Annotated in this window: 20 protein-coding genes; 12 read left to right on the top strand and 8 right to left on the bottom strand. The window is 72.2% G+C overall.

Translation table 11 applies throughout. The annotated features are described in order from the left end of the window. Positions 1–58: 58 nt before the first annotated feature. The 5 genes from AB0N16_RS27545 to AB0N16_RS27525 form a co-directional block, all read right to left on the bottom strand. Positions 59–424: a hypothetical protein gene (locus AB0N16_RS27545; RefSeq protein ID WP_365801142.1), complete on the bottom strand. Its 366-nt coding sequence runs from the start codon at positions 422–424 to the stop codon at positions 59–61. Between the two features lie 615 nt (positions 425–1,039). After that, positions 1,040–2,380, bottom strand: a complete 1,341-nt coding sequence (locus AB0N16_RS27540) for an AAA family ATPase (RefSeq protein WP_365801140.1) — start codon at positions 2,378–2,380, stop codon at positions 1,040–1,042. Further along, positions 2,377–3,966, bottom strand: coding sequence for a hypothetical protein (locus AB0N16_RS27535; protein WP_365801138.1), 1,590 nt, complete (start codon positions 3,964–3,966; stop codon positions 2,377–2,379). The genes AB0N16_RS27540 and AB0N16_RS27535 overlap by 4 nt, the downstream gene beginning before the upstream one ends. Then, the gene (locus AB0N16_RS27530; RefSeq protein ID WP_365801197.1) at positions 3,957–5,078 is read right to left on the bottom strand and encodes a hypothetical protein; all 1,122 of its coding nucleotides are present in this window, start codon (positions 5,076–5,078) and stop codon (positions 3,957–3,959) included. The genes AB0N16_RS27535 and AB0N16_RS27530 overlap by 10 nt, the downstream gene beginning before the upstream one ends. 1 nt (position 5,079) lies before the next feature. Continuing rightward, positions 5,080–6,033, bottom strand: coding sequence for a phosphatase PAP2 family protein (locus tag AB0N16_RS27525; RefSeq protein WP_365801136.1), 954 nt, complete (start codon positions 6,031–6,033; stop codon positions 5,080–5,082). 211 nt (positions 6,034–6,244) lie between these two features. On the opposite strand from AB0N16_RS27525, the gene AB0N16_RS27520 reads away from it, so the two are divergent. Next, positions 6,245–6,841, top strand: a complete 597-nt coding sequence (locus tag AB0N16_RS27520) for a histidine phosphatase family protein (protein ID WP_365801134.1) — start codon at positions 6,245–6,247, stop codon at positions 6,839–6,841. A 254-nt stretch (positions 6,842–7,095) separates the two neighbouring features. Here AB0N16_RS27520 and AB0N16_RS27515 read toward each other — a convergent pair whose 3' ends face one another. Then, positions 7,096–8,574, bottom strand: a complete 1,479-nt coding sequence (locus tag AB0N16_RS27515; protein WP_365801132.1) for a hypothetical protein — start codon at positions 8,572–8,574, stop codon at positions 7,096–7,098. A 254-nt stretch (positions 8,575–8,828) separates the two neighbouring features. Between AB0N16_RS27515 and AB0N16_RS27510 the strand changes: the two genes are divergently transcribed. Continuing rightward, a complete protein-coding gene (locus AB0N16_RS27510) occupies positions 8,829–9,230 on the top strand; it encodes a hypothetical protein (protein ID WP_365801130.1) in 402 nt (133 codons plus the stop codon). A 36-nt stretch (positions 9,231–9,266) separates the two neighbouring features. After that, positions 9,267–10,139, top strand: a complete 873-nt coding sequence (locus AB0N16_RS27505) for a fused MFS/spermidine synthase (protein WP_365801128.1) — start codon at positions 9,267–9,269, stop codon at positions 10,137–10,139. Between the two features lie 123 nt (positions 10,140–10,262). On the opposite strand, the gene AB0N16_RS27500 is transcribed toward AB0N16_RS27505, so the two are convergent. Further along, complete coding sequence (locus AB0N16_RS27500; RefSeq protein ID WP_365801126.1) at positions 10,263–10,793, bottom strand: hypothetical protein; 531 nt, start codon at positions 10,791–10,793, stop codon at positions 10,263–10,265. 97 nt (positions 10,794–10,890) lie between these two features. Here AB0N16_RS27500 and AB0N16_RS27495 point away from each other — a divergent pair, with 97 nt between their 5' ends. The 4 genes from AB0N16_RS27495 to AB0N16_RS27480 all read left to right on the top strand — a co-directional run bounded on the left by AB0N16_RS27495 (position 10,891) and on the right by AB0N16_RS27480 (position 15,671). Further along, complete coding sequence (locus tag AB0N16_RS27495) at positions 10,891–11,601, top strand: response regulator transcription factor (RefSeq protein WP_351700865.1); 711 nt, start codon at positions 10,891–10,893, stop codon at positions 11,599–11,601. Further along, entirely contained in the window at positions 11,598–13,025 is a 1,428-nt protein-coding gene (locus tag AB0N16_RS27490; RefSeq protein ID WP_365801124.1) for a HAMP domain-containing sensor histidine kinase, read from the top strand. Before AB0N16_RS27495 ends, AB0N16_RS27490 begins: the two co-directional genes overlap by 4 nt. A gap of 130 nt (positions 13,026–13,155) precedes the next feature. Continuing rightward, entirely contained in the window at positions 13,156–14,640 is a 1,485-nt protein-coding gene (locus tag AB0N16_RS27485; protein WP_365801122.1) for a cellulose binding domain-containing protein, read from the top strand. Between the two features lie 128 nt (positions 14,641–14,768). Continuing rightward, positions 14,769–15,671, top strand: a complete 903-nt coding sequence (locus tag AB0N16_RS27480; RefSeq protein ID WP_365801120.1) for a hypothetical protein — start codon at positions 14,769–14,771, stop codon at positions 15,669–15,671. A gap of 108 nt (positions 15,672–15,779) precedes the next feature. Here the strand turns inward: AB0N16_RS27480 and AB0N16_RS27475 are convergent, their stop codons facing one another. Beyond that, positions 15,780–17,207, bottom strand: a complete 1,428-nt coding sequence (locus AB0N16_RS27475) for a GH1 family beta-glucosidase (RefSeq protein WP_365801118.1) — start codon at positions 17,205–17,207, stop codon at positions 15,780–15,782. 626 nt (positions 17,208–17,833) lie between these two features. Here AB0N16_RS27475 and AB0N16_RS27470 point away from each other — a divergent pair. From AB0N16_RS27470 to AB0N16_RS27450, 5 genes are all read left to right on the top strand, one after another. After that, complete coding sequence (locus AB0N16_RS27470; protein ID WP_365801116.1) at positions 17,834–19,150, top strand: extracellular solute-binding protein; 1,317 nt, start codon at positions 17,834–17,836, stop codon at positions 19,148–19,150. Positions 19,151–19,392: 242 nt separating this feature from the next. After that, positions 19,393–20,385, top strand: coding sequence for a sugar ABC transporter permease (locus tag AB0N16_RS27465; RefSeq protein ID WP_365801114.1), 993 nt, complete (start codon positions 19,393–19,395; stop codon positions 20,383–20,385). A gap of 14 nt (positions 20,386–20,399) precedes the next feature. After that, positions 20,400–21,320, top strand: a complete 921-nt coding sequence (locus tag AB0N16_RS27460) for a carbohydrate ABC transporter permease (protein WP_351745112.1) — start codon at positions 20,400–20,402, stop codon at positions 21,318–21,320. A gap of 250 nt (positions 21,321–21,570) precedes the next feature. Then, positions 21,571–23,028, top strand: a complete 1,458-nt coding sequence (locus AB0N16_RS27455; protein WP_365801112.1) for a GH1 family beta-glucosidase — start codon at positions 21,571–21,573, stop codon at positions 23,026–23,028. Between the two features lie 96 nt (positions 23,029–23,124). Next, the gene (locus tag AB0N16_RS27450; protein ID WP_351745106.1) at positions 23,125–24,180 is read left to right on the top strand and encodes a LacI family DNA-binding transcriptional regulator; all 1,056 of its coding nucleotides are present in this window, start codon (positions 23,125–23,127) and stop codon (positions 24,178–24,180) included. Positions 24,181–24,883: the final 703 nt, after the last annotated feature.

Here is a 24,883-nt window from a genome sequence, read left to right as displayed (position 1 = left end):
TGCCCGCCTGGGCATCCGCTTGGCATATGCCGCGTGACGCCCCGCTCCGCGGAGACGGCTACACGGGCTCCGCCGGCTCCGCGTCCTCGCTGCCCTTCAGCAGGTCCCGGCCGAACTCCACCATCTTCTTCGCGTAGTCCTCGGTCCACTCGGCCCGCGCGGCGATGTCGGCCGGGGTCAGACGGTCGAAGCGGCGCGGGTCGGCGAGCTGGGCGGCGGCCATGGCCTGGAACTCCACCGCGCGGTCGGTGGCCACACGGAACGCCTGGGTCAGCTCGGTCGCGCGCGCCAGCAGCGCCCCGGGGTCGTCGATCGACTCCAGGCCGAAGAAGTGCTCCGGGTCGGCGACCGCCGCCACCGGCTCGAAGAGCAGGGGCGCGGGGCGTAGCCGCGGTTCGTTCCGACGCGGCGTGGGCTCCGCCATGTCTGGTCCTCCTCGTACGGTTCGGTGCCTACGGCTCGATGGCCACCGTCCATTCTCTCGCGCCCGCGCAACCCCACCCCAAGGCCGTCGGATGACCCTGCGCTCAGGGCCGCCAGGTCACTCGGTGCTCGGCGAGGTGGGCCAGGACCGCGTGGTTGGCCTCCCAGCCGTCGGGGCTGTCTCCCTTGGCCGTCTCCGGCGGCGTGCCGGACTCCGTCCGGCGGGTGGGGCGGCGCCGTGCTGATCGCCTGATGGGCGGGTGTCGTAAGGAGGGTCAGGGCCGCCAGGTCACTCGGTGCTCGGCTAGGTGGGCCAGGACCGCGTGGTTGGCCTCCCACCCGTCGGGGCTGTTTCCCTTGGCCGCCTCCGGCGGCGTGCCGGACTCCGTCCGGCGGGTGGGGCGGCGCCGTGCTGATCGCCTGATGGGCGGGTGTCGTAAGGAGGTCAGGGCCGCCAGGTCACTCGGTGCTCGGCGAGGTGGGCCAGGACTGCGTGGTTGGCCTCCCAGCCGTCGGGGCTGTTTTCCTTGGCCGTCTCCGGCGGCGTGCCGGACTCCGTCCGGCGGGTGGGGCGGCGCCGTGCTGATCGCCTGATGGGCGGGTGTCGTAAGGAGGGTCAGGGCCGCCAGGTCACTCGGTGCTCGGCGAGGTGGGCCAGGACCGCGTGGTTCGCCTCCCACCCGTCGGGGAACTTCACGAGCGTTCCCAGCTGGACCGGTTCTGTCGACGGGTAGTCGTCCAGGAGGTCGGTCACGCCGGCGCGGCAGATCACGATGCAGGCCTGGCGGTGCCGGGAGGCGAGGACGCACAGGCGGCCTGTCTCCAGGTGGAAGGCGGTGGCGTCGGGGCGGCCGGAAAGCGGGTGGAGGACGACCGTCACGTCATACTCGCGGCCCTGGAGGCGATTCGCGGTGTCGACGGTGATGTCCGTCACGCCCAGCTCCGTCAGGGCCGCGCGGACCGCCGCCGCCTGGTCCCGGTGGGCCGTGCCGACGGCGATCCGGTCGGCGGTGAGCGGGGACGGATCGGGCGAGCGTTCGGAGACGGCCGCTCCGCCCCGGTCGAGGAGTCGTCGTACCACCGTCGCCACCGCCCGGACCGCCTCCGGGTCGGTGCGCGGGGTGTGCCGGGCCGGCAGCTCCAGCAGGCCCCAGCCGGACTCCGCCGCCTCGTCGATCACCCGGTCGGGTCCGGAGCCGTCGGAGGCGACGGCGAAGGCCAGCCGGCGGTCGCCGTGGTCGGTGCCGCTACGGAACGGGGTGTACGGGTAGAACGCGCCCGAGACGAGCGGGGCGGCGGAGGCGGGCAGGCGCCAGGAGACCGGGAGGCGGTGCTGCGGGAGGCCCGGATTGTGGGCGAGGAGGGTGGAGACGGCCGAGGCCGAGGGATCGTACGACAGGCCCGCCCACTGCTCGCTGCCCACCGTCGCGAACGGGTCCAGCTGGCCGGGGTCGCCCACGAACAGCGCCCGTTCGAACAGCCCGGCCACGGCGAGCAGCGAGTCCGAGCGCATCTGGTACGCCTCGTCGACGATCGCGTGCCGCCAGGGCTCGTCCACCGTGACGTGCGCCCACTTCGCGGCGGTGGACAGCACCACCGGCGCCTCCCTCAGGTCGGCCGCCTTCGCCGACTTGCGGACGTTCGGCAGGTCGTCCAGCGCCTTGTCGTACGGGTCGGCGTCACTGCTGTGCAGCCGGCCGACGGGCAGCTCCGGGTTCTTCTCGGCGAGCCTGAGGACGAGGTCGTCGACCTGCGCGTTCGTCTGCGCGACCACCATCAGCGGGCGGCCCGCGGCGGCGAGTTCGAGGGCCGCGCGGACCACCAGCGTGGACTTTCCGGCGCCCGGCGGGGAGTCCACGACCACGCCCCGGTCGGTGCCGTGCAGGGTGTCGTGGAGGATCGCGTCGGTGGCGCGGGTGGCGGCCGCACCCGGGTCGAAATCGACGTCGGCCGTCACAGCACGTCCTCCTCGGTCACCGTGTCGGCCGCCTCCGAGGCGGCCTCGCCCGGCGGGCCGCCGTGGGTCCACGGGGTCGCCTCCGGGTCGGGCAGCTTCGCCCCGCCCCGCTGCTCGTGTTCGAACAGGGTGAAGGTGAGCCGGTCGCCCTTCTCCGGGACCGACCCCGCCTCCGGCTCCTTGCCCCGGCCCATCTTGTCCAGGACCCGCAGCACCAGGACCCCCTCGGCCTCGGACCCGACGAACTCCATGGACTGCGGCTTGCCGCCCAGCGAGCGGTACGCCTTCGCGCGCTCCCCGAGATGCGGCCGGTCCTCCGTGCGCAGGGTCACCAGCGGGCGCGGGCTGGGCCGCTTGCCCTCGCTGTACGCCATGACGACATCGAGGACCTCACCCGCGAACGCCTCCCCGGTCAGCCGCCGCCCCGCCATCACCAGCGGGTCGTCCAGCGCCTCCTGGGCGTCCAGCCGGGCCTGTTCGCGCTCGCGGGTGGCCAGCTTGTTGGCGGCGGTGACCGCGTCGTCCCGGCGCGGCTGCGGCGGCTCACCGGCGAGCACCCGGTCCCGGTGACCGGTGAACGACCAGCGGTCGCGCGTCCACCGCTCCTCGACCCGGGCGCCCTCCGGCAGCCGGTGCAGCAGGTCGAGGCCGCGCCAGACCGCGTCCCAGGTGGGCCGGGTCCGGCTGGCGACGAGGTCGCGGATCTCCTGCTCGGCGGCGGTGAGAATCGCCAGCCGGGCGTCGGCCTGGAGGCCGTCCTCGGCGCCGGCCAGGGCGGTGCGGGCGCGGTCGTACCGCTCGAAGGCGGGGGCCAGCAGTTTGTTGTCGAACGCCGGGTCGGTGGCCGGGCCGGCCGGCGGGCACAGCAACTGTCCCTCGCCGTCCCGGGCCAGCTCGGCCTCGCGCGCCGCCGCCGCGCCCGTGCTGCCGTCCGGAGGGCTGATCCAGGCGAGCAGCGCGCCCAGGTGCTGGTCCTCGACGCCGGACTGCCCGGTCGCCCAGTGCCGGGAGAGCAGGTCCGTCATGGCGAGGAGGAGGGAGGAGCCCGGGACGCGGGCGCGCTCGCCGAAGTGGGTGAGCCAGCGGCCGAGCAACGGCACCCGGGGCGGGGCCGGGTACGGCGCCTCCGGGTCCTGCTCCGCCGTACGCCGGAAACGCGTCGACCGCCCCAGCAGCCGTACGTACTCGATGCCCGCGCGGCCCGGGACGATCAACTGGGGTGCGTCCGCGCACAGTTCCACCTCGACCTTGACCCGCTTGCCGGTCTCCGGGTCGGTCTCGGTGCGCTCGGCGGCCTCGACCGAGCCGGCGTAGGAGTCCAGGTACGGCAGGACGACGTCGGCCAGCTCGGCGAGGAACGCGAACCGCAGATCGCGGTCGCGCGGCTGCGGTACGACCAGCAGGCGCGGGGCGTCCCGGTCGGTGCCGACCAGGGCGCCGAGGGGCGCACCCGCCTCACCCGAGGTGGTGAGCGGCACGAAGACGAGGGGGTGTTCGGACAGATGCCGGTGGCGGACGGTCGCGGCGGGCTGGGCGGTGCCCGTGCTCACGGCTTCGAGACGGGCGAGGGTGGTGATCAGGGACACGCGGCCCCCTGGGCGCTCAGCGCTTCGGCGCGCAGGGCCGCCGCCCGGCGCAGGGCCGCCACCGCCGGGTCGTCCGGGTCGCCGCTCTCGCCGCGCGCCGCCGACAGCACGTCCTCGACGGTGGTCAGCCCGCCCAGCTCGGCCCGGACCGCGCGGCCGAGCGTGGTGACCTCGCCGGCCGCCCGGGAGCGCTGCCGGCAGTGGAAGGCCAGTTCGCAGGCGGACAGGCACTCGGGTGCGTAGGCCGCCGGGACCGCCTCGACGGCCGCCGTCAGCTGCTCGGCGGGCAGGCCGGGGGCGAAGCAGGTGCCCTCCGGGAGGGTGTCGGCGATGTCCTGGATGCGGGTGAGCCGGGCCAGCTGGCGGGCGGTGACCGCGCGCTGCTTGCGGACGTCGACGGCGGCGGCGGTGGGCAGGTTGGAGAAGTCCTTGGGGCAGACCAGCAGCACGTCGTGCCGCACCCGCGGGGCGGGGTTGAGCCGGGCCGCGACCTCCTCGAGGGCCAGCACGTACACCGCCGCCTGCCGGGCCGCCGCCCCGACCTTCGCGGGGTCCGCCGAACCGTCCAGCAGGGGGAAGGACTTGATCTCGACGACCGTCCAGCTGCCGTCGGGGTGCACGACCACCGCGTCCGGTTCCAGGAACGCCGGCGAACCGGCCACCTGGAGGGCCAGCATCGGATGGTCGAGGAGAACCCAGCCGCCCCTCCCGCTGTCCCGCCCGGTGTCTCTCCCGCCGTCCGTGTCGTCTGTCCCGGCGGCCTCGCGCAGTGCCAGTGCCGTACGGGCCGTACGCCCCTCGGGGCCGATCGCGGCCAGGTCGGGCACGGCGGCCCGCTCGGCCGGCTCGGCTCCCGGATCGAGGTGCTTGCGCACCAGCCGCAGCAACTCCGCCCCGCCGTCCGCCTTCACCTTCGCCTCGAAGGCGTTGCCCCGGGTCAGCGCGAACTGGGACTGGCCGAAGGCCGACGGTGCGCCGAGGGCACTCGCCAGCGCGGTCTTGTCCACCCCGGCACCGTCTAGGATCGCCCGCCGCCGGCACCCCGGGTTCGCGGCGAGCGCCGCGAGGGCGCGCGCGTCGAGGGCCTTGGCGGGGACGTCGGGGCCGCGCAGCTCAGCGAGCTGGTGCCGGAGCGCCGTCCCCCGCGTCGGTGGGGGCGGCGTCCGGTTCGGCTCCGGAGGCGAGCCGGGACTCGCGCTGCGATGGAATGCGCTCACCCGCCGAAGTCTGGCATCCGGCACTGACAATCGGGGAAACCGTGCCGCCGGAGCGTGCTGCGACCAGTGAGGTGCCCCGGGTCACCCGGACCCGGACGAAGTCCGCGGCCCGCATCACGTACGGCGCGACCAGGTAGCCGACGCCCATCACGAACACGCCCGCGACGGCGTCCAGGAAGTAGTGGTTGGCGGTGCCCATGACCACGATCGCGGTCAGCAGCGGGTAGGCCACGCCGAGGACCTTGGTCAGGCGGTTGCCGCCGTGGCGCCACAGCATGACCCCGCACCACAGCGCCCAGCCGCAGTGCAGGCTCGGCATCGCCGCGTACTGGTTGGTCATGCCGCCGAGACCGCGCGGGGCGCTGGCGTCACCGCCCCACCAGCCGTACGAGCTGTACTGCGCCATCGTGTCGACGAACCCGTACTTCACGTCCAGCAGCCGCGGCGGGCAGGTGGGCAGCAGGGTGAAGCCGATCAGGCCGATGAACGTGGACGTCATCAGCCAGGTGCGGGCCCGCCGGTAGACCTCGGCGCGCCTGCGGAACAGGAACACCAGGATCAGCGGGGTGACCAGGTAGTGCAGCGAGGCGTACCAGAAGTCGGCGGGTATGCCGAGCCATGCCTCGCGGGTGAACAGACGGTTGAGCGGGTGCTCGGCGTTGAGGTGGAGGGCCTTCTCGATGCGCAGGATCGCCAGGCCGTGGTCGACGGCGGTCGAGGTGTCGCCGCGCGCGAGCAGGCGGCCGGCCGTGTAGCAGCTGTACACCAGCAGGATCAGCGGCACCTCGGTCCACCAGCGCAGTCGGGTCGGCGCAGCCACCTCGGTGCCCGTTTTCTCGGTCTGCGGCATCCGACTGCCTCCCCCTTCTCGTCCCTGTCCGCGCGGCACCCGGCGGGCCGACCGTGACACTTTACGTGGCGCGCATTCCCGCCCATGCAGGGCGCTCAGCCCTCAAAGACGCGGAGACAGCCCGTCGGGTTGCCCGTTCCCGGCGCGTTCCCAGCGTGGGTGATGATGGAGGTGTCCCGCCTCCGAATTTCTCCCGAAAGGTTCCCTCTCCATGGCACCGCGCATCCTGCTGGCCCGGCACGGACAGACGGAGTGGTCACTGTCCGGCAAGCACACCGGCAGGACCGACGTACCGCTCCTGGAGGAGGGCCGGCGGGGCGCCAAGCTGCTGGGCGAGCGTCTGCACCGGACGCCGTACGACGGTCTCGCGGACGCCGAGATACGCACCAGCCCGCTGGCACGCGCGCGTGAGACGTGCGAACTCGCCGGGTTCGGCGAGCGTGCCGAGCGGTGGGACACGCTGATGGAGTGGGACTACGGGGCGTACGAGGGCCTGACCCCGGCGGAGATCCAGGCGGCCCGGCCGGGCTGGCTGATCTGGCGGGACGGGGTGCCCGGGGGTGAGTCCCTGGCGGAGGTGACCGCGCGGGCGGACGAGGCCGTCGCCTGGGCCCGCTCGGCCGATCGGGACGTACTGGTGTTCGCCCACGGGCACATCCTGCGGTCGATCGGGGCGCGGTGGCTGGGCCTGCCGCTGGACTTCGCGGCACGGATCCGGCTGAACCCGACGTCGCTGTCGGTGCTCGGGTGGGCTTACGGCGAGCCCGCGATCGAGAGCTGGAACGACTTGGGACACCTGGCCGGCTGACGGTGCGCGGGGGCGCTTACCGGCGCTTGCGGGGTGCCTCCCCCAGAGGGGGCACCCCCAGCGCCCGCCCTCCCCCACCCTCGGCTCCGCTCGAGCGGGGGGGGGACCCCATCGCCCCAGCGGCACGACTGCCCGCGGCTGGGGCGAGACGGCGGGCGAAGCGCCCCGTCTGGGGCGCTGGGGGTACCCCCAGCCGAAGGCTGGGGGAGGAACTGCGCGACCAGCCCCCACGCACCCGCACTCGAATCCCGGCCCTACACAACCCTCGGTGTCGACGCGTGCCGGTCCAGGAACTCCTGGACCCCGCTCGCCCGCCGATGCGGCAGCAGCACCCGCGCCGTGCCCGCCAGCATCCCCTGGATCCGGGACGACTGGACCTGGCCCAGCAGGTCCAGCACCCGCAGCCCCGCCATCGCCGCCTCGTCGGGACGCCCGCCACGGGCGAGGTCGTCCGCGAGCTCCGCCGTGTACAGCGCGATGTTCCTCGTGAAGTGCGGATCCTGCAGCTCGGCGGCCCTGCGCGCATGCCGCGAGGCGCGCCGCCAGTCGCCCAGCGTGGACCAGCACTGCGCCTCCAGGCCCTCCAGCTCGGCCTCTCCGTAGAAGGTCATCCACTCGGGGTCGGCGTCCGAGTGGCCTCGCTCGAAGAGGGCCTGCGCCCGGACCAGGGCCTGCTCGCAGCCGGTGCGGTCGGCGAGCCCCGCCCAGCCGCCCGCCTCGCGCAGCGCGAGCAGGGACATCAGGCGGGCCGAGCCCAGCGGCCGGCCGACCCGCTGTGCGGCCTGCGCCGCGCGCACCGCTTCCCGCGGCCGCCCCGCGTCCCGCGCGAGGAACGCCGTGTTGCAGAAGGCGTGCGCCTCCAGCCCCGGGTCACCGGTCATCCGCGCCGTCGCCAGCGCCTCCGCGTAGTGCGAGCGGGCGTCGTCGAAGCGGCCGGAGTCGTGGGCCAGCCAGCCCACCGAGATGGCCAGTTCACCGGCGCCCGAGTGCAGGCGGTCGGCGGTCGTCTGCCGGGTCGCGCCCGCGTCCAGCAGCGCGTACGCCGCGCGCAGCGGAGCCGCCGCGCGCCGGTACAGTCCGTCCGCGCCGTGCCGGTCGTCGAGCAGCCGGATCCGGCGTACGGCCTCCTCCAGGGCGGCCGCGTGGGAGGACCCGGCACGGTGTACCGGCCGGTTCGACGCCATGGCGTCGATGGTGGACCCCAGGGGGCCCAGCGTGGCGGCGGCCACCGTGGCGCCTCCGCCGGTCATGAATAGGCGACGCAGCACGTCGCTCTCCTCGTAGTTGTCGTGCGTCTCGTACGTGTTGTGCGGGTGATGCGTGTCCTGCGGTTGAAACCTGTCCTGCGGCTGGATCCCGTCTTTCGGGTCATACGGCTCGATGGCCCCTTGCGTCTCACCTCTCACGAGTGCGAGGGGCGTGTCCTCGGGCGGCCGTGCCCCGCGCCCGCGGACGGACGAGCGGGGCGCGAAGCCGAGGTCGGTGAGCGTGCGACCGGGGAACATGTGCAGGAAAACCCGTTCGTACGCGTAGTTCGGGCAGCGGATCTCACCCGCCTCGACCCGGCCGATGTAGCGCGCGTCACAGCTCACCCGCTCGCCGATCTCGCGGGCGGCACGCCGAACCAGGGCGGCGAACTCGGCCGGCGAGTGCCGGCCGCGTAGTTGCCGGAAAGCGAGGTTCGGCCGTACCGGCCGATCGGGCTGCGACGGGGTCGTGGTTGACGACGCCATGGCCGGGTCCTCTCGTGCGAACCGTCGAACCATGCCGGACTCGTGGTGAGTTGTCCGAGTGGACCCTTGATTCCGGCGGGCAAGAACGTACCTGCTGTGTCGGACTCGTGACGCAGGGTTTGGCTACAAATCGGATATCTCATGCACGATCTGCCATGAACTGCCATCCTTTGCGGCTGACTTCCGCGTAGCCGTTGACGCGGTGGCGCGTTGAACGTCATGGACTGCAAGAGGGCTGCGCGGTGGAGGCCGGGATGGAGACCAGCCAGAGCAACGATCCTTGTACGCCGTCGGCGACTTCGGCGGCAGACGATGCGGGATGCGACCTCGTGACGGTGCCGGCCCGGCAGGGCCTGGAGGCGGTCGACATCCTGCGCCGGGGGGCCGGGGAGGCGGTGGGGCCCGTGCTCCACGACGGGGGCGACACCCTCGGCTTCGTGGTGCCGGCCGGTACTGCGGCGGGCTGGGACGTCCCCGGCAGCACCTGTACCGGCACCGACGGGCGCGGACTGCGGCTCAACCCCGAGCCGCCGGTCGAGGGCTCCGACTGGCTGCTGCCGCCCGGCGAGGCCGATCTCACGACGGACCCGGCGATGCTGCGCCGGGCGCTCGGGGAGGCGGCCAGGCTGATCAAGGCGGCGGACAGCTGCTGCTGAATTTCCGGTACGGCCGCTGCCTGCGAAAATGGCGGAATGGGCAAGTCCAGGAACTCACGGCGCCGGTCGGCTGCCGCCACCGAGGCCGTTGTAGAGGCCGTCGACGGCGGCCTCGCCCAGCTCATACCCGACCCCGAGCGCGGCCGTGCCTGGACCCTGCTCATCGACGGCGCCCCGCAGTCACACGTCGACCTCGACGATCCCGTGTACCTCTCCTTCGAGTACCAGCGCCGCCTCGGCCATGTGATCGACCTGGTCGCACCGCCGGGCAGGCCGGTGCAGGTGCTGCACCTGGGGGGCGGGGCGTTCACGCTGGCGCGGTACGTCGCGGCGACCCGGCCCCGGTCCACGCAGCAGATCGTCGAACGGGACGCGGCCCTCGTCCAACTGGTCCGGCGGGAGCTGCCACTGGATCCGAACGCGCGGATACGGGTGCGGTCCCTGGACGCCCGGGAAGGGCTGGGCAAGGTGCCGGAGGGGTGGGCGGACCTGGTCATAGCGGATGTGTTCAGCGGGGCGCGCACGCCGGCGCACCTGACGTCCACGGAGTTCCTGGACGAGGTCCGCAGAGTCCTGCGGCCGGGGGGTGCCTACGCGGCGAACCTCGCGGACGGGCCGCCGCTCGCGCACCTCAGGGGGCAGATCGCCACGGCGGGGGCACGGTTCCCGGAGATCGCGGTGGTGGCGGACGCGGCGGTGTGGCGGGGGAAGCGGTTCGGCAACGCGGTGCTGGTGGCGGCCGACGTACCGCTGCCTGTCGCGGAACTGACCCGGCGCTGTGCGTCCGACTCCCACCCCGGGCGGGTCGAACACGGGCGGGCGTTGCGGGACTTCACCGGTGGGGCGGTTGCCGTGACGGATGCGGTGGCCGTGGCTTCGCCCCCACCACCGCCTTCGGTGTTCCGTTGAGTCTGCGGGCCGTGGGGGCTGGTCGCGCCCACGCGGCAGCCGCACAGGGATACGGCCCCGCGCCCCTTACGGGGCCTCACCCACCGCTTCTCTTCGGTGTCCCCACCCGCCCTCGGCCGACTCTCAGTACGTCTCGACCTGCACGTGCGGCGGGCCGTCGTGCCAGGTGCAGAACACCGACACCCGGTCCGTGCTCCTGCTGAACTCGATGCGGATCCAGGACTCCGTCTTCCAGACCTGCATCGACCAGCCCGTTCCCGGTGTCGCCGAGACGAGGGTCGCGCTCGTGTCGCCCAGGTCGAAGACCGCCCGGCCGCCGTCGGTGTCATAGGCCTTGACCGCGCCGGTCGCGGCGGTCGCGGCGGCGGTGGACGGGGGCGGGGTGGGCGTCGGGGTGCGGGAGGGCGTCGGGGCCGGAGTCGCCGACGGGCGTCGGGAGGCGGTGGGTGAGGGGCTCGGTGGGCGGGACGTGGCCGGCGCCAGCGGCTTGGAGCCCTGCGTCGTCGGGTCGTCGTCGGCCGCCGTGACGGGCAGGGCGCGCGGCGGGTCGTAGGCCGTGCCCGCCATCACCGTGTGGACACCCCACCACGACAGCGTGACCGCCGCGCCCGTGGCGAGCAGCCAAGCCAGTACGTGTACGAGTCCTCTGCGCATCGCGGCCATCCTGCCTCAGGGGTACCGCCGGGCGCACTCGACCCGAGTTATCCACAGGCTCCGACCGGCGCCTGCCGCATGGCGTACGGTGCGGCGCATGGCAAGTGTGCTCGTGGTCGAGGACGACCAGTTCGTACGCTCGGCGCTGATCCGGCATCTCACCGACGCCTCGCACACCGTTCGCAGCGTCGGTACGGCACTGGAGGCGCTGCGCGAGGTCGCCCATTTCCGCTTCGACGTGGTCGTCCTGGACCTCGGACTGCCGGACCTGGACGGCTCCGAGGCCCTGAAGATGCTGCGCGGGATCACCGACGTACCGGTGATCATCGCCACCGCCCGGGACGACGAGACGGAGATCGTCCGGCTGCTCAACGCCGGTGCGGACGACTACCTGACCAAGCCGTTCTCCGTCGAGCATCTGTCGGCGCGGATGTCCGCCGTGCTGCGCCGGGCGCGGTCGGGCGGGGGCGAGGCGGCGCCGTCGAGCGTGCTGCGGGTCGGCGGACTGGCCGTCGACCCGCTGCGCCGGCAGGCCGAGTTGGACGGGGTGCGGCTGGATCTCACCCGGCGTGAGTTCGATCTGCTGGCGTTTCTGGCCGGGCGGCCCGGAGTCGTCGTACCGCGCAAGGAGCTGCTGGCGGAGGTGTGGCAGCAGTCCTACGGAGACGACCAGACCATCGACGTGCATCTGTCCTGGCTGCGACGGAAGTTGGGGGAGACGGCGGCCCGGCCGCGGTATCTGCACACGCTTCGGGGGGTCGGCGTGAAGCTGGAGCCGCCCGGCGGGGAAGCGAGGCCGGTCGGATGAGATGGGCTCTGGTCAAGGTCTGCCTGGCGGTCACCGCGATGGTCGTGGTCGCCTTCGCCGTTCCGCTCGGCCTGGTCGTCAAGGAGCTGGCCCGCGACCGCGCGTTCTCCAACGCCGAGCGGGAGGCCGCCGCCGTCGCCCCCGCCCTGTCCATCACCACCGACCGGGACAAGCTGGAGCGGGTGGTGGCCGCCGCCGGCGCCGACCGGGGCATGGCCGTGCACATACCCGCGTCCGGAGACGGTGCCGCCGTCGACATCGGGCGGCAGCGCGCCGCCGACCGGGACATCGCGACCGTGCGGAAGCTGGGGCGTGCCTCCACGACCGGGGTGGCGGGCGGCTCGACCCTGCTGCAGCCCGTGGCGCTCGGCTCCGGTGCCATCGCGGTCGTCGAGGTGTACGTCCCCGAGTCCGAGGTGACCAACGGCGTCTCCACGGCCTGGGCGGTGCTCGCCGCCGTCGGCCTGGCGCTGGTCGTCGGCTCGGTCGCCGTCGCCGACCGGCTGGGTGTACGGATGGTGCGGCCCGCCCAGCGGCTGGTCGAGGGCGCGCACGAACTGGGGGAGGGCAAGCTCGGTTCGCGGGTGCCCGAGGAGGGGCCGGCCGAACTGCGGCTGGCGGCCGCCGCGTTCAACTCGATGGCCGACCAGGTCGTCCAACTGCTGGCGAACGAGAGGGAGCTGGCCGCCGATCTGTCGCACCGGCTGCGCACCCCGCTCACCGTGCTGCGGCTCAACGCGGCCTCGCTCGGCGACGGGCCGGCTGCCGAGCAGACCCGGGCCGCCGTCGCCCAGCTGGAGCGGGAGGTCGACACCATCATCCGGACCGCCCGGGAGGCCAAACCGCAGACGGCGGCCGCCGGGCCGGGCGCCGGATGCGACGCGGCCGAGGTGGTGCGGGAGCGGATGGGGTTCTGGTCGGCGCTCGCGGAGGACGAGGGCCGCAAGTGGCGGGTGGCCGGCGTCGACCGGCCGGTACGCATACCCGTGGCCCGCGCCGATCTGGCCGCCGCGCTGGACGCGCTGCTCGGCAACGTCTTCCGGCACACCGCCGAGGGCACCGCCTTCGCGGTCGACGTGCACAACGCGGAGGACGCGGTGATCGTGCTGGTCTCGGACGCCGGGCAGGGCATCCGGGACCCGGAGGCGGCGATGGCCCGGGGGCGGGGTTCCGGGGCGGCCGGGTCGACCGGGCTCGGCCTGGACATCGTGCGCCGGCTCGCCGAGACGACCGGCGGGGACGTGCGGATCGGCTCGTCGGTGCTCGGCGGCACCGAGGTGCGGATCTGGATCCAGCTGGACGGCGGGAAACCGGAGCGGAAGGGGCATCGGGGGTCGGTGCGCAGACGCCGTTCGCGCAGGCAGTCGGGGGAGTCGGGCAGGAGGGGAACCGGGGAGACCAAGAAAATTGGTCTCGACCTTTAATCAGTCCCGATGCCTTCCTTAAGCGCACCCTAAGATCCCCAACGCCCGTCCCTATCAGGCCGTTTGTCCGAATCCCGGTCGCTAGCGTGCTGCCGCACCCCCCCATCGGCAGGCGAAGGCAGGCACGCGCATGAGCACGCACCGGCGCAGCATCAGTGGCAGGAACAAGGCGATAGGCGGTCTGGTCGCGGCGGCCGTGGTCGGGGGCGGGGCGTTCCTGTTCACCGGTATCGCGCAGGCGGCCGGGGTCGGCGCCGCGTACACCAAGACCAGCGACTGGTCGACCGGGTACACCGCGCAGTACGTCGTGACCAACAACAGCGGTGCCACGGAGAAGGACTGGACCCTGGAGTTCGACCTGCCGGCCGGTGCGAAGCTCAGCTCGCTGTGGAACGCCGAGTCCACGGTCAGCGGGCAGCACGTCACCGTGAAGCCGCCGAAGTGGGACACGGACGGCCTCGCGGCCGACGAGTCGGTCACCGTCGGCTTCGTGGTCAACGGCAGCGGGGACCCGACCGGTTGCCGTATCGACAACGCGAGCTGTTCGGCGGACGGCACGGCGACCCCGGAGCCCAGCGGCCGCCCGACGCAGTCCGCGACCCCGACCGCGACCCCGACCCGGACCGCGACCCCCACGGCCACGGCCTCCACCCCCGCCACCCCCACCACGACGGCCACCCCCACCGCCTCCCCGACCCAGACCACCGGATCCGGCACCACCGCCTCCGCCGGGTTCGCCCCGTACGTCGACACCTCCCTCTACCCGGCGTTCGACCTCCTCGCGGCCGCGAACGCGACCGGCGTGAAGAACTACAACCTCGCCTTCGTCACCGACAGCGGCGGCTGCACACCCAAGTGGGGCGGGGTGACGGACCTGGCGAGCGACGGCGTGGCCTCCCAGATCGGCGCCCTGCGCGCCAAGGGCGGTGACGTCCGGGTCTCCTTCGGCGGCGCGTCCGGCTCCGAACTCGCCACCACCTGCTCCTCGGCGGACGCGCTGGCGACGGCGTACGGCAAGGCCGTGGACGCCTACAACCTGACCAAGGTCGACTTCGACGTGGAGGGCGGCGCGCTGCCCAACACCACGGCGAACACCAACCGCGCGAAGGCCATCGCCAAGCTCCAGGCCGCCCACCCGAACCTGGACGTCTCCTTCACCCTCCCGGTCATGCCGGAGGGCCTCACCCAGGACGGCGTGAACCTGCTCTCCGACGCCAAGGCCAACGGCGTGAAGATCAGCACCGTCAACATCATGGCGATGGACTACGGCCCCTCGTACAACGGCGACATGGGCACCTACGCCACCCAGGCCGCCACCGCCACCCAGGCCCAGGTCAAGAGCGTGCTCGGGCTCTCCGACGCGGCGGCCTGGAAGGCGGTGGCCGTCACCCCGATGATCGGCGTCAACGACGTCTCCGCCGAGGTCTTCAAGGTGGACGACGCCACCCAGCTCGTCGACTTCGCCAAGTCCAAGGGCCTCGGCGGCCTGTCGATGTGGTCCGCCACCCGCGACCAGCAGTGCGCGGGCGGCACCAAGCCCACCGCCGACGCCACGTGCAGCTCGATCACCCAGGACAAGTACGCCTTCTCGAAGGCGTTCGCGGCGATCGGCTGACCTGTCGCTCGACCGGGCGTCTGCTCCGCCTGCGCCAGGGGGCATAGGCCGGAGGCATGTTCACCCACACGGCTGAACCCACCGCCTCCGGCCTTCCCGGACGCCGCCATCCGGCTACGTTCCGGCACATGGTCAGTTCACCGCATGAGGCGATGCATCAGATCTTCCGCGAGGACCCGGGTCTGTTCGCCCGGGCCCTGCCACGGGCGGGAATCCCCTTCCCCGAGCCCGTGGCGATCGAGCATCTGGACACCGATCTCACCGAGATCAGACCATTGGACCGCCGCGTGGACACCCTGCTGCGCGTCGATACCGCGGAGGAGGGCAGTTTCCTCCTCGCTGTCGAAGCCCAGGGCAAGCCGGACCAGGACAAGTGGAGCAGTTGGACGTACTACCTCGCGCACCTCCACGCCAAGTACGCGCTGCCACCGATCCTGTTGGTTGTCTGCAAGGACAAGGCCACCGAGTCCTGGGCGGCGGAGCCGATCCGGGTCGGAGTGTCCATCCACACCAGCATGGTGGTCTTCCCGCTCGTCCTGGGCCCGGGCAACGTTCCCGCCGTCACCGACCCGGACGAGGCCGCCGAAGACCTGCCGCTTGCCGTCTTCACCGCGCTCGCCCACGCCAAGGATCCAGTACTCCCTGCGATACTGGACGCACTGGCGGCGGCAGTGGTCAACGCCGGCGACGAGGCCGGGAAACGCTGGGCGGAGTTTACTGAGATCGGTCTGGGAGACACCCGGGCCCGTGCACTGTGGAGGCACCTGATGGCCACGTACACTCCCCGGTTCCCGGGCAGCGGCACGCTCATCGAGGAGACCCTCATCGAAGGCGAGACCAAGGGGCGTGCCAAGGGGCGTGCCGAGGGGCGTGCCGAGGACATCCTGCGCATCCTCGATCTCCGGGGCATCGAGGTGGCCGATGTGGACCGTGAGCGCATCACGGCCTGTGCGGACCTCGAAACCTTGGGTACCTGGTTCGACCGGGCCGTCACCGCCGCGAGCGGACAAGAGTTGTTCGCGGACGAGTGAAGGTCCTCTGAAGCCCGGCTCAGAAGCCGCCGGGCCGCTGATCACTGACTCAGCGGCCACTGCGAAAGAGAAGGGGGGCGCGGTACCCCCTGGACCGCGCCCCCGGTCTCAGGCCGCCGGCCGGGCCGGCGGCAGCGTCCCCGTACGGGCCGCCTCCCCGTACCAGCGGGCGCTCGACTTCGGCGTCCGGGCGAGCGTCGCGTAGTCGACGTACACCGCCCCGAACCGCTTCCCGTACCCGTACGCCCACTCGAAGTTGTCCATCAGGGACCACAGGTAGTAGCCCCGCACGTCCGCGCCGTCGGCGATCGCGCGCCGCACCGCCGAGAGGTGGCCGTGCAGGTACGCGATGCGCTCCGGGTCGTGGACCCTGCCGTCCGGGTCGGGCTTGTCGTCGTAGGCCGCGCCGTTCTCGGTGATGTAGAGGGGCAGGCCCGGGGCCTCGGCGGTGTACCGCATGATCAGGTCGTGCAGACCGGTCGGGTCGATCGTCCAGCCCATCTCGGTGCGCTCGCCGGGGGTCTGGTGGAAGGCGATGTCGTCGGCGCCCGGCCAGGGAGAGTGGGCGCTCGCGCCGTGGCCGTCCGACCGCGGGCCGGTCACCGCGCCGGACCCCGCCGACACCAGGGTGGGCGTGTAGTAGTTCAGCCCGAGGGCGTCCAGCGGCTGCTGGATGGCGGCGGGGTCGCCGTCCAGGACATGCGACCAGTCGGTCACCGACGCCGTCGCCGCGAACAGCGACGAGGGGTACGCGCCGTGCAGGATCGGGCCGTGGAAGACGCCGTTGGCCAGGTCGTCGATGGTCCGGACCGCCGCCAGGTCGGCCGGGTCCTGCGAAAGCGGCCGTACGACGGAGGAGTTGAGGCTGATCGCGATCTGGTTGCGGGCCGGCATCACCGAACGCAGCGCCGAAGTACCCAGGCCGTGCGCGAGGTTGAGGTGGTGCGCGGCGCGCAGGGTGGCCGCCGGTTCGGTACGGCCGGGGGCGTGCACCCCGGAGCCGTAGCCGAGGAAGGCGCTGCACCAGGGCTCGTTGAGGGTGGTCCACTGCTCCACCCGGTCGCCGAGCGCCTCGCCGACGATCCGCGCGTACTCGGCGAACCGGTGCGCCGTGTCCCGTTCGGGCCAGCCGCCCGCACCCTCCAGCTCCTGCGGCAGGTCCCAGTGGTAGAGGGTGATCGCGGGCCTGATGCCCTTCGCCAGCAGTTCGTCGACCAGCCGACGGTAGAAGTCCAGGCCCACCTGGACGGCCGGGCCGCGGCCGGTGGGCTGGACGCGCGACCAGGAGACCGAGAACCGGTAGGCGTTCAGGCCGAGGTCCGCCATCAGCGCCACGTCGTCGCGGTAGCGATGGTAGTGGTCGACAGCGATGTCACCGGTCTCGCCGCCGGCCGTCTTGCCCGGCGTATGGCTGAAGGTGTCCCAGATCGAGGGGGTGCGGCCGTCCTCTCGTACCGCCCCCTCGATCTGGTACGCGGAGGTCGCGGCGCCCCAGAGGAAGCCGGGAGGAAAGCTCTCGTTCGACGAATCGGGCATGGAAGCGCTCCCATGGTTCGGCTTGCCGCCATTATGCATGGGAGCGCTCCCATGGCAAAGAGGTGCCGTCTCCCGCGGTACCGCCGGCGACTCGGGGCGCCCGGCCCCTGGGAGGCGCTCCGGAAAGCTCATCGTTCACCTCTCGGCGTCCGGTTTGGGGCGTGCCACGTCCCGGTTCGGGAAACCCCGAGCGCGTGGTGGTGCGCGGCGCAACTCCTGGGCTGCCGACCGCCGTCGCGTCTGTGACCTGCGTGATTCCTGGATGAGGCGGGCTGATGTCGGGCCGGTGAAACCCCTCGGTGCGACACGTTCCCGTGACGTCCGGAACACGCTTAGGCAACAACGCCGTTTTCAAGTCTTGACAGTCGGCCCGGCAGGAACCAGTCTTCCGGCATGCCGCGTGGGAGCGGTCCCACGGGTAGCCGGGGAATCTCTCCCGTGTGGAGCGAACCACCCCATGGCCTTTCCCTCTGTCGTCACCGCACCTCATTGACCAGCACCTTTTCACCGCACATCGAGTGCGGTGGGCCGGCCGCTGCTCGCACCGAGAGGGCAGGTCCGGATCGCCGGTCCCCGGCGGTCTGTTTCCTGAGATCCCGTTCCCCACTGGAACAAGGAGTAGTGGAATGCGCATCCCCCGTACCGGTCGTCGCGGCCGCAGAGCGGCGGCCCTGACCACAACGGTCCTGACCGCCTCGGCGCTGCTGCTGACCGGTTGCAGCAGCGACAGCGACTCGGACGCCTCGGACTCCAACGGGAACATCACTCTCACGGTGGCGGACTTCGGGCAGTTCGGCTACAAGGAGGCCGACCTGTTCGCGAAGTACCACAAGCTGCACCCGAAGATCACGGTGAAGGAAGAGACCACCGCCAACGAGCAGGACTACTACCCCAAGCTCCTTCAGCAGCTGAACACGGGCAGTGGCCTGGCGGACGTCACCGGCATCGAGGTGGGCCGCATCAAGGAGGTCGTCGACACCCAGGCGGCCAAGTTCACCGACCTGAGCAAGACGATCAACGTGAGCGACTGGGTCTCCTGGAAGGAGAAGCAGGCCACCGCCTCGGACGGCACGGTCATCGGCGCCGGCACCGACATCGGCCCGATGTCCCTGTGCTACCGCAAGGACCTCTTCGAGAAGGCGGGTCTGCCCTCCGACCGCGACGCGGTCGCCAAGGCCGTCGCGGGCGGCTGGGAGGACTACCTCAAGCTCGGCGAGCAGTACAAGAAGAAGGCCCCGTCCGGCACCTACTTCATGGACTCCGCGAGCGCCATGTACAACGCGGTCGTCAGCTCCTCGGCGCAGCAGTACTACGACGCCTCCGGCAAGCCGATCTACAAGGACAGCCCCTCCGTGCAGCAGGGCTGGAACCTGGCCGCCGAGGCCGCCTCGAAGAAGCTGACCCACGGTCTGGCGCAGTTCACCGACGCCTGGACGGCGGCGCTGCGCAAGGGCAGCGTGGCGACCGTGGCCTGCCCCGCCTGGATGGCCGGGCAGATCTCCACCAACTCCGGTGACGCCTTCAAGGGCAAGTGGGACATAGCCAAGGCCCCCGGCTCGACCGCGGCCAACTGGGGCGGCTCCTTCCTGGCCGTGCCCAAGAGCGGCAAGCACGCCAAGGAGGCCGCCGAGCTCGTCAAGTGGCTGACCGCCCCGGAGCAGCAGGCCGAGGTCTTCAAGGCGATCGGCGTCTTCCCGTCGAACAAGGGCGCCTACGACCTGCCCGGCGTGAAGAACGCGACGCTCCCGTACTTCAACAACGCGCCGATCGGTCAGATCTACGCCGACGAGGCCAAGACCATCCCCGAGGCGGTGCTCGGCCCGAAGGACGCGACGATCAAGGACACCATCTCCACGCAGATCAACAACATGGAGCAGCGGGGCACCAAGCCCGCCGACGCGTGGAAGGCCGCGACCGAGGCGATCGACAAGGTGATCGGCTGACGACCCGCGGTGCGGGCGGCCCCGCCGGCCGCCCGCACCGCGCGCTGTGCCGTACGAGGTTCCGGTGCCCGGCGCGTGGGTAGGGCGCGCCGGACACCGGCGCACCGCGTCCCCCGGCCGGGTCCGGCGCACCGCGTCCCCCGGCCGGGTCCGGTGCGGTGTCAGACCCCGACGTCGCCGTCCGGCCCCGCCCTGTCCCGCCCCCGTTCTCCCGGCCGAATCCCCCAGGAAGGAAATCCCCCGTGGCAACGACGACACCCACACGGGGTGCCCCCACCCCGCCCGCCGGCGGCTCCGGTGCCGTGCCGAACGGACGCGGCGCCTGGCGCAGCCGGCTGTGGCGCTTCGACGACCTCGCGTCCCCGTACGCGTACATCGCTCCGTTCTTCCTCGTCTTCGGTGCCTTCGGGCTCTACCCGCTCCTCTACACGGGCTGGATCGCCCTGCACCGGGTGGAGATGACGAGCCTCAGCACCTCGGAGTGGGTCGGCTTCGACAACTTCACCAGGATCCTCCAGGACTCGGAGTTCTGGACGGCCGTCACGAACACCTTCCTGATCGGCGTCATCTCGACCGTTCCGCAGCTGCTCGTGGCCCTCGGCCTCGCCCACCTGCTCAACTACAAGCTGCGCGCCAGCACGTTCTGGCGGACGGTCGTGCTCACCCCGTACGCCACCTCGGTGGCGACCGCGGCCCTGGTCTTCGCCCTGGTGTTCCGGGCCGACGGCGGCATCCTCAACTGGGTGCTGCACTTCGTCGGCATCGGCAACACCGACTGGGGCAACGGCGAGTGGACGTCCAAGATCGCCATCTCGGTCATCGTGATCTGGCGCTGGACCGGCTACAACGCGCTGATCTACCTGGCGGCCATGCAGGCCGTGCCGACCGACCTGTACGAAGCCGCCTCCATCGACGGCGCGACGCGCTGGCAGCAGTTCCGCAAGGTGACCATTCCCTCGCTGCGGCCGACGATCCTGTTCACCATCGTCATCTCGACGATCGGCTCCATGCAGCTGTTCGGCGAGCCCCTGCTGCTCCAGGGCGGCACGCTCGGCTCCACCGGCGGCAACGAGCACCAGTACGAAACCCTCAGCATCTACCTCTACAACTACGGCTGGAAGCTGGGGCATCTCGGTCCGGCCGCGGCGGTGGCCTGGGCCATGCTCGCCCTGCTGCTGCTCATCGCCCTGATCAACTTGATCGTCGGCCGGTTCCTGCGCAAGAGCGCGGCCTGACGGGAGCGACATCGATGACCACGACCAGCCCCACCAACACCGCACCGAGCCTCGACCCGGGGCCGCCGGTCGCCTCCCCGGGCAGGAACCGCGTACGACTCAAGCTCGGCGCCGGGCAGCAACTCAAGGGCGGCCCCCTCACCTACCTCGCCCTGGTCGTCGTCGGCCTGGGCTCGGTCTTCCCGCTGTACTGGACGCTGGTGGCCGCCTCGCACGACCAGCAGCGGGTCCTCGACAGCCCACCGCCGCTGCTGCCGGGCGGCAGGCTGTGGAGCAACCTCCAGGCCGCCTGGGAACAGGCCCATCTGGGCAAGGCCATCGTCAACAGCGTGATCGTGTCGGGCTGCATCACCGCGGCCACTCTGTTCTTCTGCACGCTGGCCGGCTACGCCTTCGCCAAGATGCGGTTCCGCGGCCGCGGCGCCCTGATGACCGCGGTCATCGCCACCCTGACGATCCCGCCGCAGCTCAGCGTGGTCCCGCTGTTCATGATGATGGCGGACATCGGCTGGGGCGGAAAACTGGAGTCGGTGATCTTCCCGACCCTGGTCGGCGCCTTCGGTGTCTTCTTCATGCGCCAGTACCTGCTGGAGGCCCTGCCCTACGAACTCATCGAGGCGGCCAAGGTGGACGGGGCGACCAACATCCGCATCGTGTGGAACGTGGTCCTGCCCGCGGCCCGCCCCGCGATGATGGTGCTCGGCATGCTCACCTTCGTCCAGGCGTGGAACGACTTCTTCTGGCCCTTCCTCGCCCTGAGCCAGGACAACCCCACCCTCCAGGTCGCGCTCGGCCAGCTCAGCGCCTCCTACACCCCCGACCAGAGCATCGTCATGGCCGGCGCGCTGATCAGCACCCTCCCGCTGCTGCTCGTCTTCGTGATCTTCGGCAAGCAGATCGTCGGAGGCATCATGGCGGGCGCTGTCAAGGGCTGACGCCGGGCGGGCCCCCCGACCCGTTTCCGGCGGTCCGCCCCATCGCGTTCCGGCGGTCCGCCCCGGGTCTCGCGGCGTCCCGCACCGTCCGCCGTCCCGTACGGGTCCGCCCCAGGTGTGGCCCGTACTCGGCCGGTGCCCGCGTGCGCCCCGGCCGCCTCCCCGCAGCAGGACCGTGTCCGACCCCCTTCTCCGCTTCTCCCCTTCCGCCCTTCCCCCCTTCTCCACGCCACTTCGGGAGCGTTCTCACATGACCGCCGTACGAACCGAGACCACTGCCCAGTCGGCCTCCCCCACCTCCTTCCCGCCCGGCTTCGTCTGGGGGGCAGCCACCGCCGCGTACCAGGTGGAGGGCGCCGCCGCCGAGGATGGCCGTACGCCGTCGATCTGGGACACCTTCAGCCACACCCCCGGGAGGGTCCGCAACGGCGACACCGGTGACATCGCCGCCGACCACTACCACCGGTACAAGGACGACGTGGCGCTGATGAAGGACCTCGGCCTCAAGGCCTACCGGTTCTCCGTCTCCTGGTCCCGGGTGCAGCCCACCGGACGGGGGCCCGCGGTCGAGCGCGGCCTCGACTTCTACCGGCGGCTCACCAACGAACTCCTCGAAGCGGGCATCACCCCGGTCGCCACCCTCTACCACTGGGACCTGCCGCAGGAACTGGAGGACGCGGGCGGCTGGCCGCAGCGGGACACCGCGCACCGCTTCGCCGACTACGCCGAGATCATGGCCCGCGCCCTGGGCGACCGCGTCGGGGTGTGGACCACCCTCAACGAGCCCTGGTGCAGTGCCTTCCTGGGCTACGGCTCCGGCGTGCACGCCCCCGGGCGCACCGACCCGGCGGCCACCCTGCGCGCCGCGCACCACCTCAACCTGGCCCACGGGCTGGCAGTCGGGGCGCTGCGGGAGAACCTGCCGTCGACCGCGCAGACCTCCATCACCCTCAACCTGCACCAGGTGCGCCCGCTGACCGACAGCGCCGCGGACGCCGAGGCGGCCCGCCGTATCGACGCGGTCGGCAACCGGATCTTCACCGGCCCGATCCTGGACGGGGCCTACCCCGAGGACCTGCTCGCCGGCACCGCGCACCTCGTGGACTGGGCGGAGCTGGTGCACGACGGCGACCTGGCCGAGGTCTCCCGCCCGATCGATCTGCTCGGCGTCAACTACTACTCGCCGACCGTGGTCTCCGCGGCCGTCGAGGGCGGCGCGGGCACCCGCAACGACGGCCACGGCGCGAGCGACCACTCCCCGTGGACGGGCGCCGACGACGTCACCTTCCATCTGGCCAACGACCAGCTCACCGCGATGAACTGGGCCATCGACGCGAGTGGACTGCACACCCTGCTGACCGGCCTGGCGGCTTCGCACCCGGGGCTCCCGCTGATGGTCACCGAGAACGGCGCCGCCTTCGACGACTACGTCTCGCCCGAGGGCCGGGTGAACGACCCGCAGCGGATCGCCTACCTCCACTCCCACCTGGACGCCGTCCGGCAGGCCGTCGCCGACGGAGCGGACGTGCGCGGCTACTTCCTGTGGTCGCTGCTGGACAACTTCGAGTGGTCCTACGGCTACTCCAAGCGCTTCGGCGCCGTCTACGTCGACTACGGCACCCAGCGCCGCATCCCCAAGGCGAGCGCACACTGGTACGCGGAGGTGATCCGCCGGAACGCGCTGCCGAGCGCCGGTGAGCAAGGCTGACCCGGTACGGCCCCGGGGGCGTGACGGGGCCCGGAGCGGCCGGATCCCGGCTGTTACATTTCCTGGCCTGAGGGCTGCGAACGGAAGGCGGCGACGATGACGGTCAAGGGCGAGCGGGGCCGGGGCACTCGGCGGCCGACCCTGGAGGAGGTCGCCGCCCGGGCCGGCGTGGGCCGCGGCACGGTGTCGCGGGTGATCAACGGCTCGCCCCGGGTCAGCGACGCGACCCGCGCGGCGGTGGAGGCGGCCGTCAACGAGCTCGGCTACGTCCCCAACACCGCCGCCCGCGCGCTGGCCGCCAACCGCACGGACGCGATCGCGCTGGTCGTTCCCGAGCCGGAGACCCGGTTCTTCGCGGAGCCGTACTTCTCCGACATGCTCAGCGGCGTCGGCGCCGAACTCTCGGAAACCGAGATGCAGTTGCTGCTGATCTTCGCGGGCGGCGACCGCGAGCGGCGCCGGCTCGCGCAGTACCTGGCCGCCCACCGGGTGGACGGGGTGCTGCTGGTGTCCGTGCACGCCGACGACCCGCTGCCCGACCTTCTCGCCCAGCTGGAGATCCCGGCCGTGATCAGCGGCCCCCGCTCGGCGGAGGAGACGCTGACCTCGGTGGACTCCGACAACTACGGCGGCGCTCGGTCGGCCGTGGAGCACCTGCTGGCCCGCGGCCGCCGCACGATCGCCCACATCACCGGCCGCCTCGACGTGTACGGAGCCCAGCGCCGCGTCGACGGCTACCGCGACGCCCTGCGCGACGCGGGCCGTGCGGCGGACGAACTCCTCATCGAGCCGGGCGACTTCACCGAGGAGGGCGGCCGGCGGGCGATGGCCCGGCTGCTGGAGCGCGAGCCCGGCCTCGACGCCGTGTTCGCCGGCTCCGACGTGATGGCGGCGGGGGCCCGCCAGGTGCTGCGGGTGGCGGGCCGCCGTATCCCCGACGACGTGGCGCTGGTCGGGTACGACGACTCGGCCATCGCCCGCCACATGGACCCGCCGCTCACCAGCGTCCGCCAGCCCATCGAGGAGATGGGCCGCGCGATGATCGACCTCCTCCTCGCGGAGATCGCCGACCGCCGCCCGGCCGTGTCCCGGGGCCTGGAGCGCCGGCACGCGGTCCTGTCGACGGAACTGGTGACCCGCGCCTCCTCGTAGGATCCGTCCGGACGATCACGCCCTTGTCCACGGGCCGCTGTCGGTTCGGGGCGAGACGGCCTGATCGTTCGGAGTCCAGCAGGAGTGGTCGTGGCCGATCGCGACTGGTACGACGACAGCGACCCCCGGGATGCGGTCCGGCGGTCGCGACGGGCGACGCGGTTCGGCTGATCGGCGATCGCCGGAACCGTGGGAGCGCCGGGCTGTGCGCTGGTCGCCCTGGCCGTTGTCGGTGCGGCCGCGGTTCTCGGGGGGCTTTACGTGGTGATGGCGCCGAACCACTAGGTCTTGTCAGAGCTGGGGCGGACGGGCAGCCTTTGCTGTGCGCGTGGGCAAATCCCGGCATGCGGGTGAGAGCGTTCACGCCGCATGAGGCTGCGCGGCATTCGCTTTCGGGCGTCGGTCGACGAGCCGGTCTCCGGCCGCCCGGTCCGGTGCGTCGCCGTCGACGGGTTGCGCCCCCTGAGGGATCCGGCCCAGATCCAGGGCGCAGGGTCGTTTAGCGGATGCGGGGATAATCCGCACGATCGTCTCGTTGGAATCGCACCATCGGGTGATCCTATTAGTGGCTGGTCGGTGAAGTCCCAAGCGGGGTTCCGGCGCTTTTACCGACGCTTCGATTACGTGCCCAATACGCGATCTGAGCTGCGTATATTCTTGATCGTTCACGTGCGCGGCGAGGCATAATCGAACGCTCCGTGAT

This window comes from Streptomyces sp. NPDC051105 (assembly GCF_040682795.1).
Taxonomy (GTDB): Bacteria; Actinomycetota; Actinomycetes; order Streptomycetales; family Streptomycetaceae; genus Streptomyces.
The sequence above is the reverse complement of the archived record's forward strand: the minus strand, read 5'-3'. Positions and strand labels throughout refer to the sequence as shown.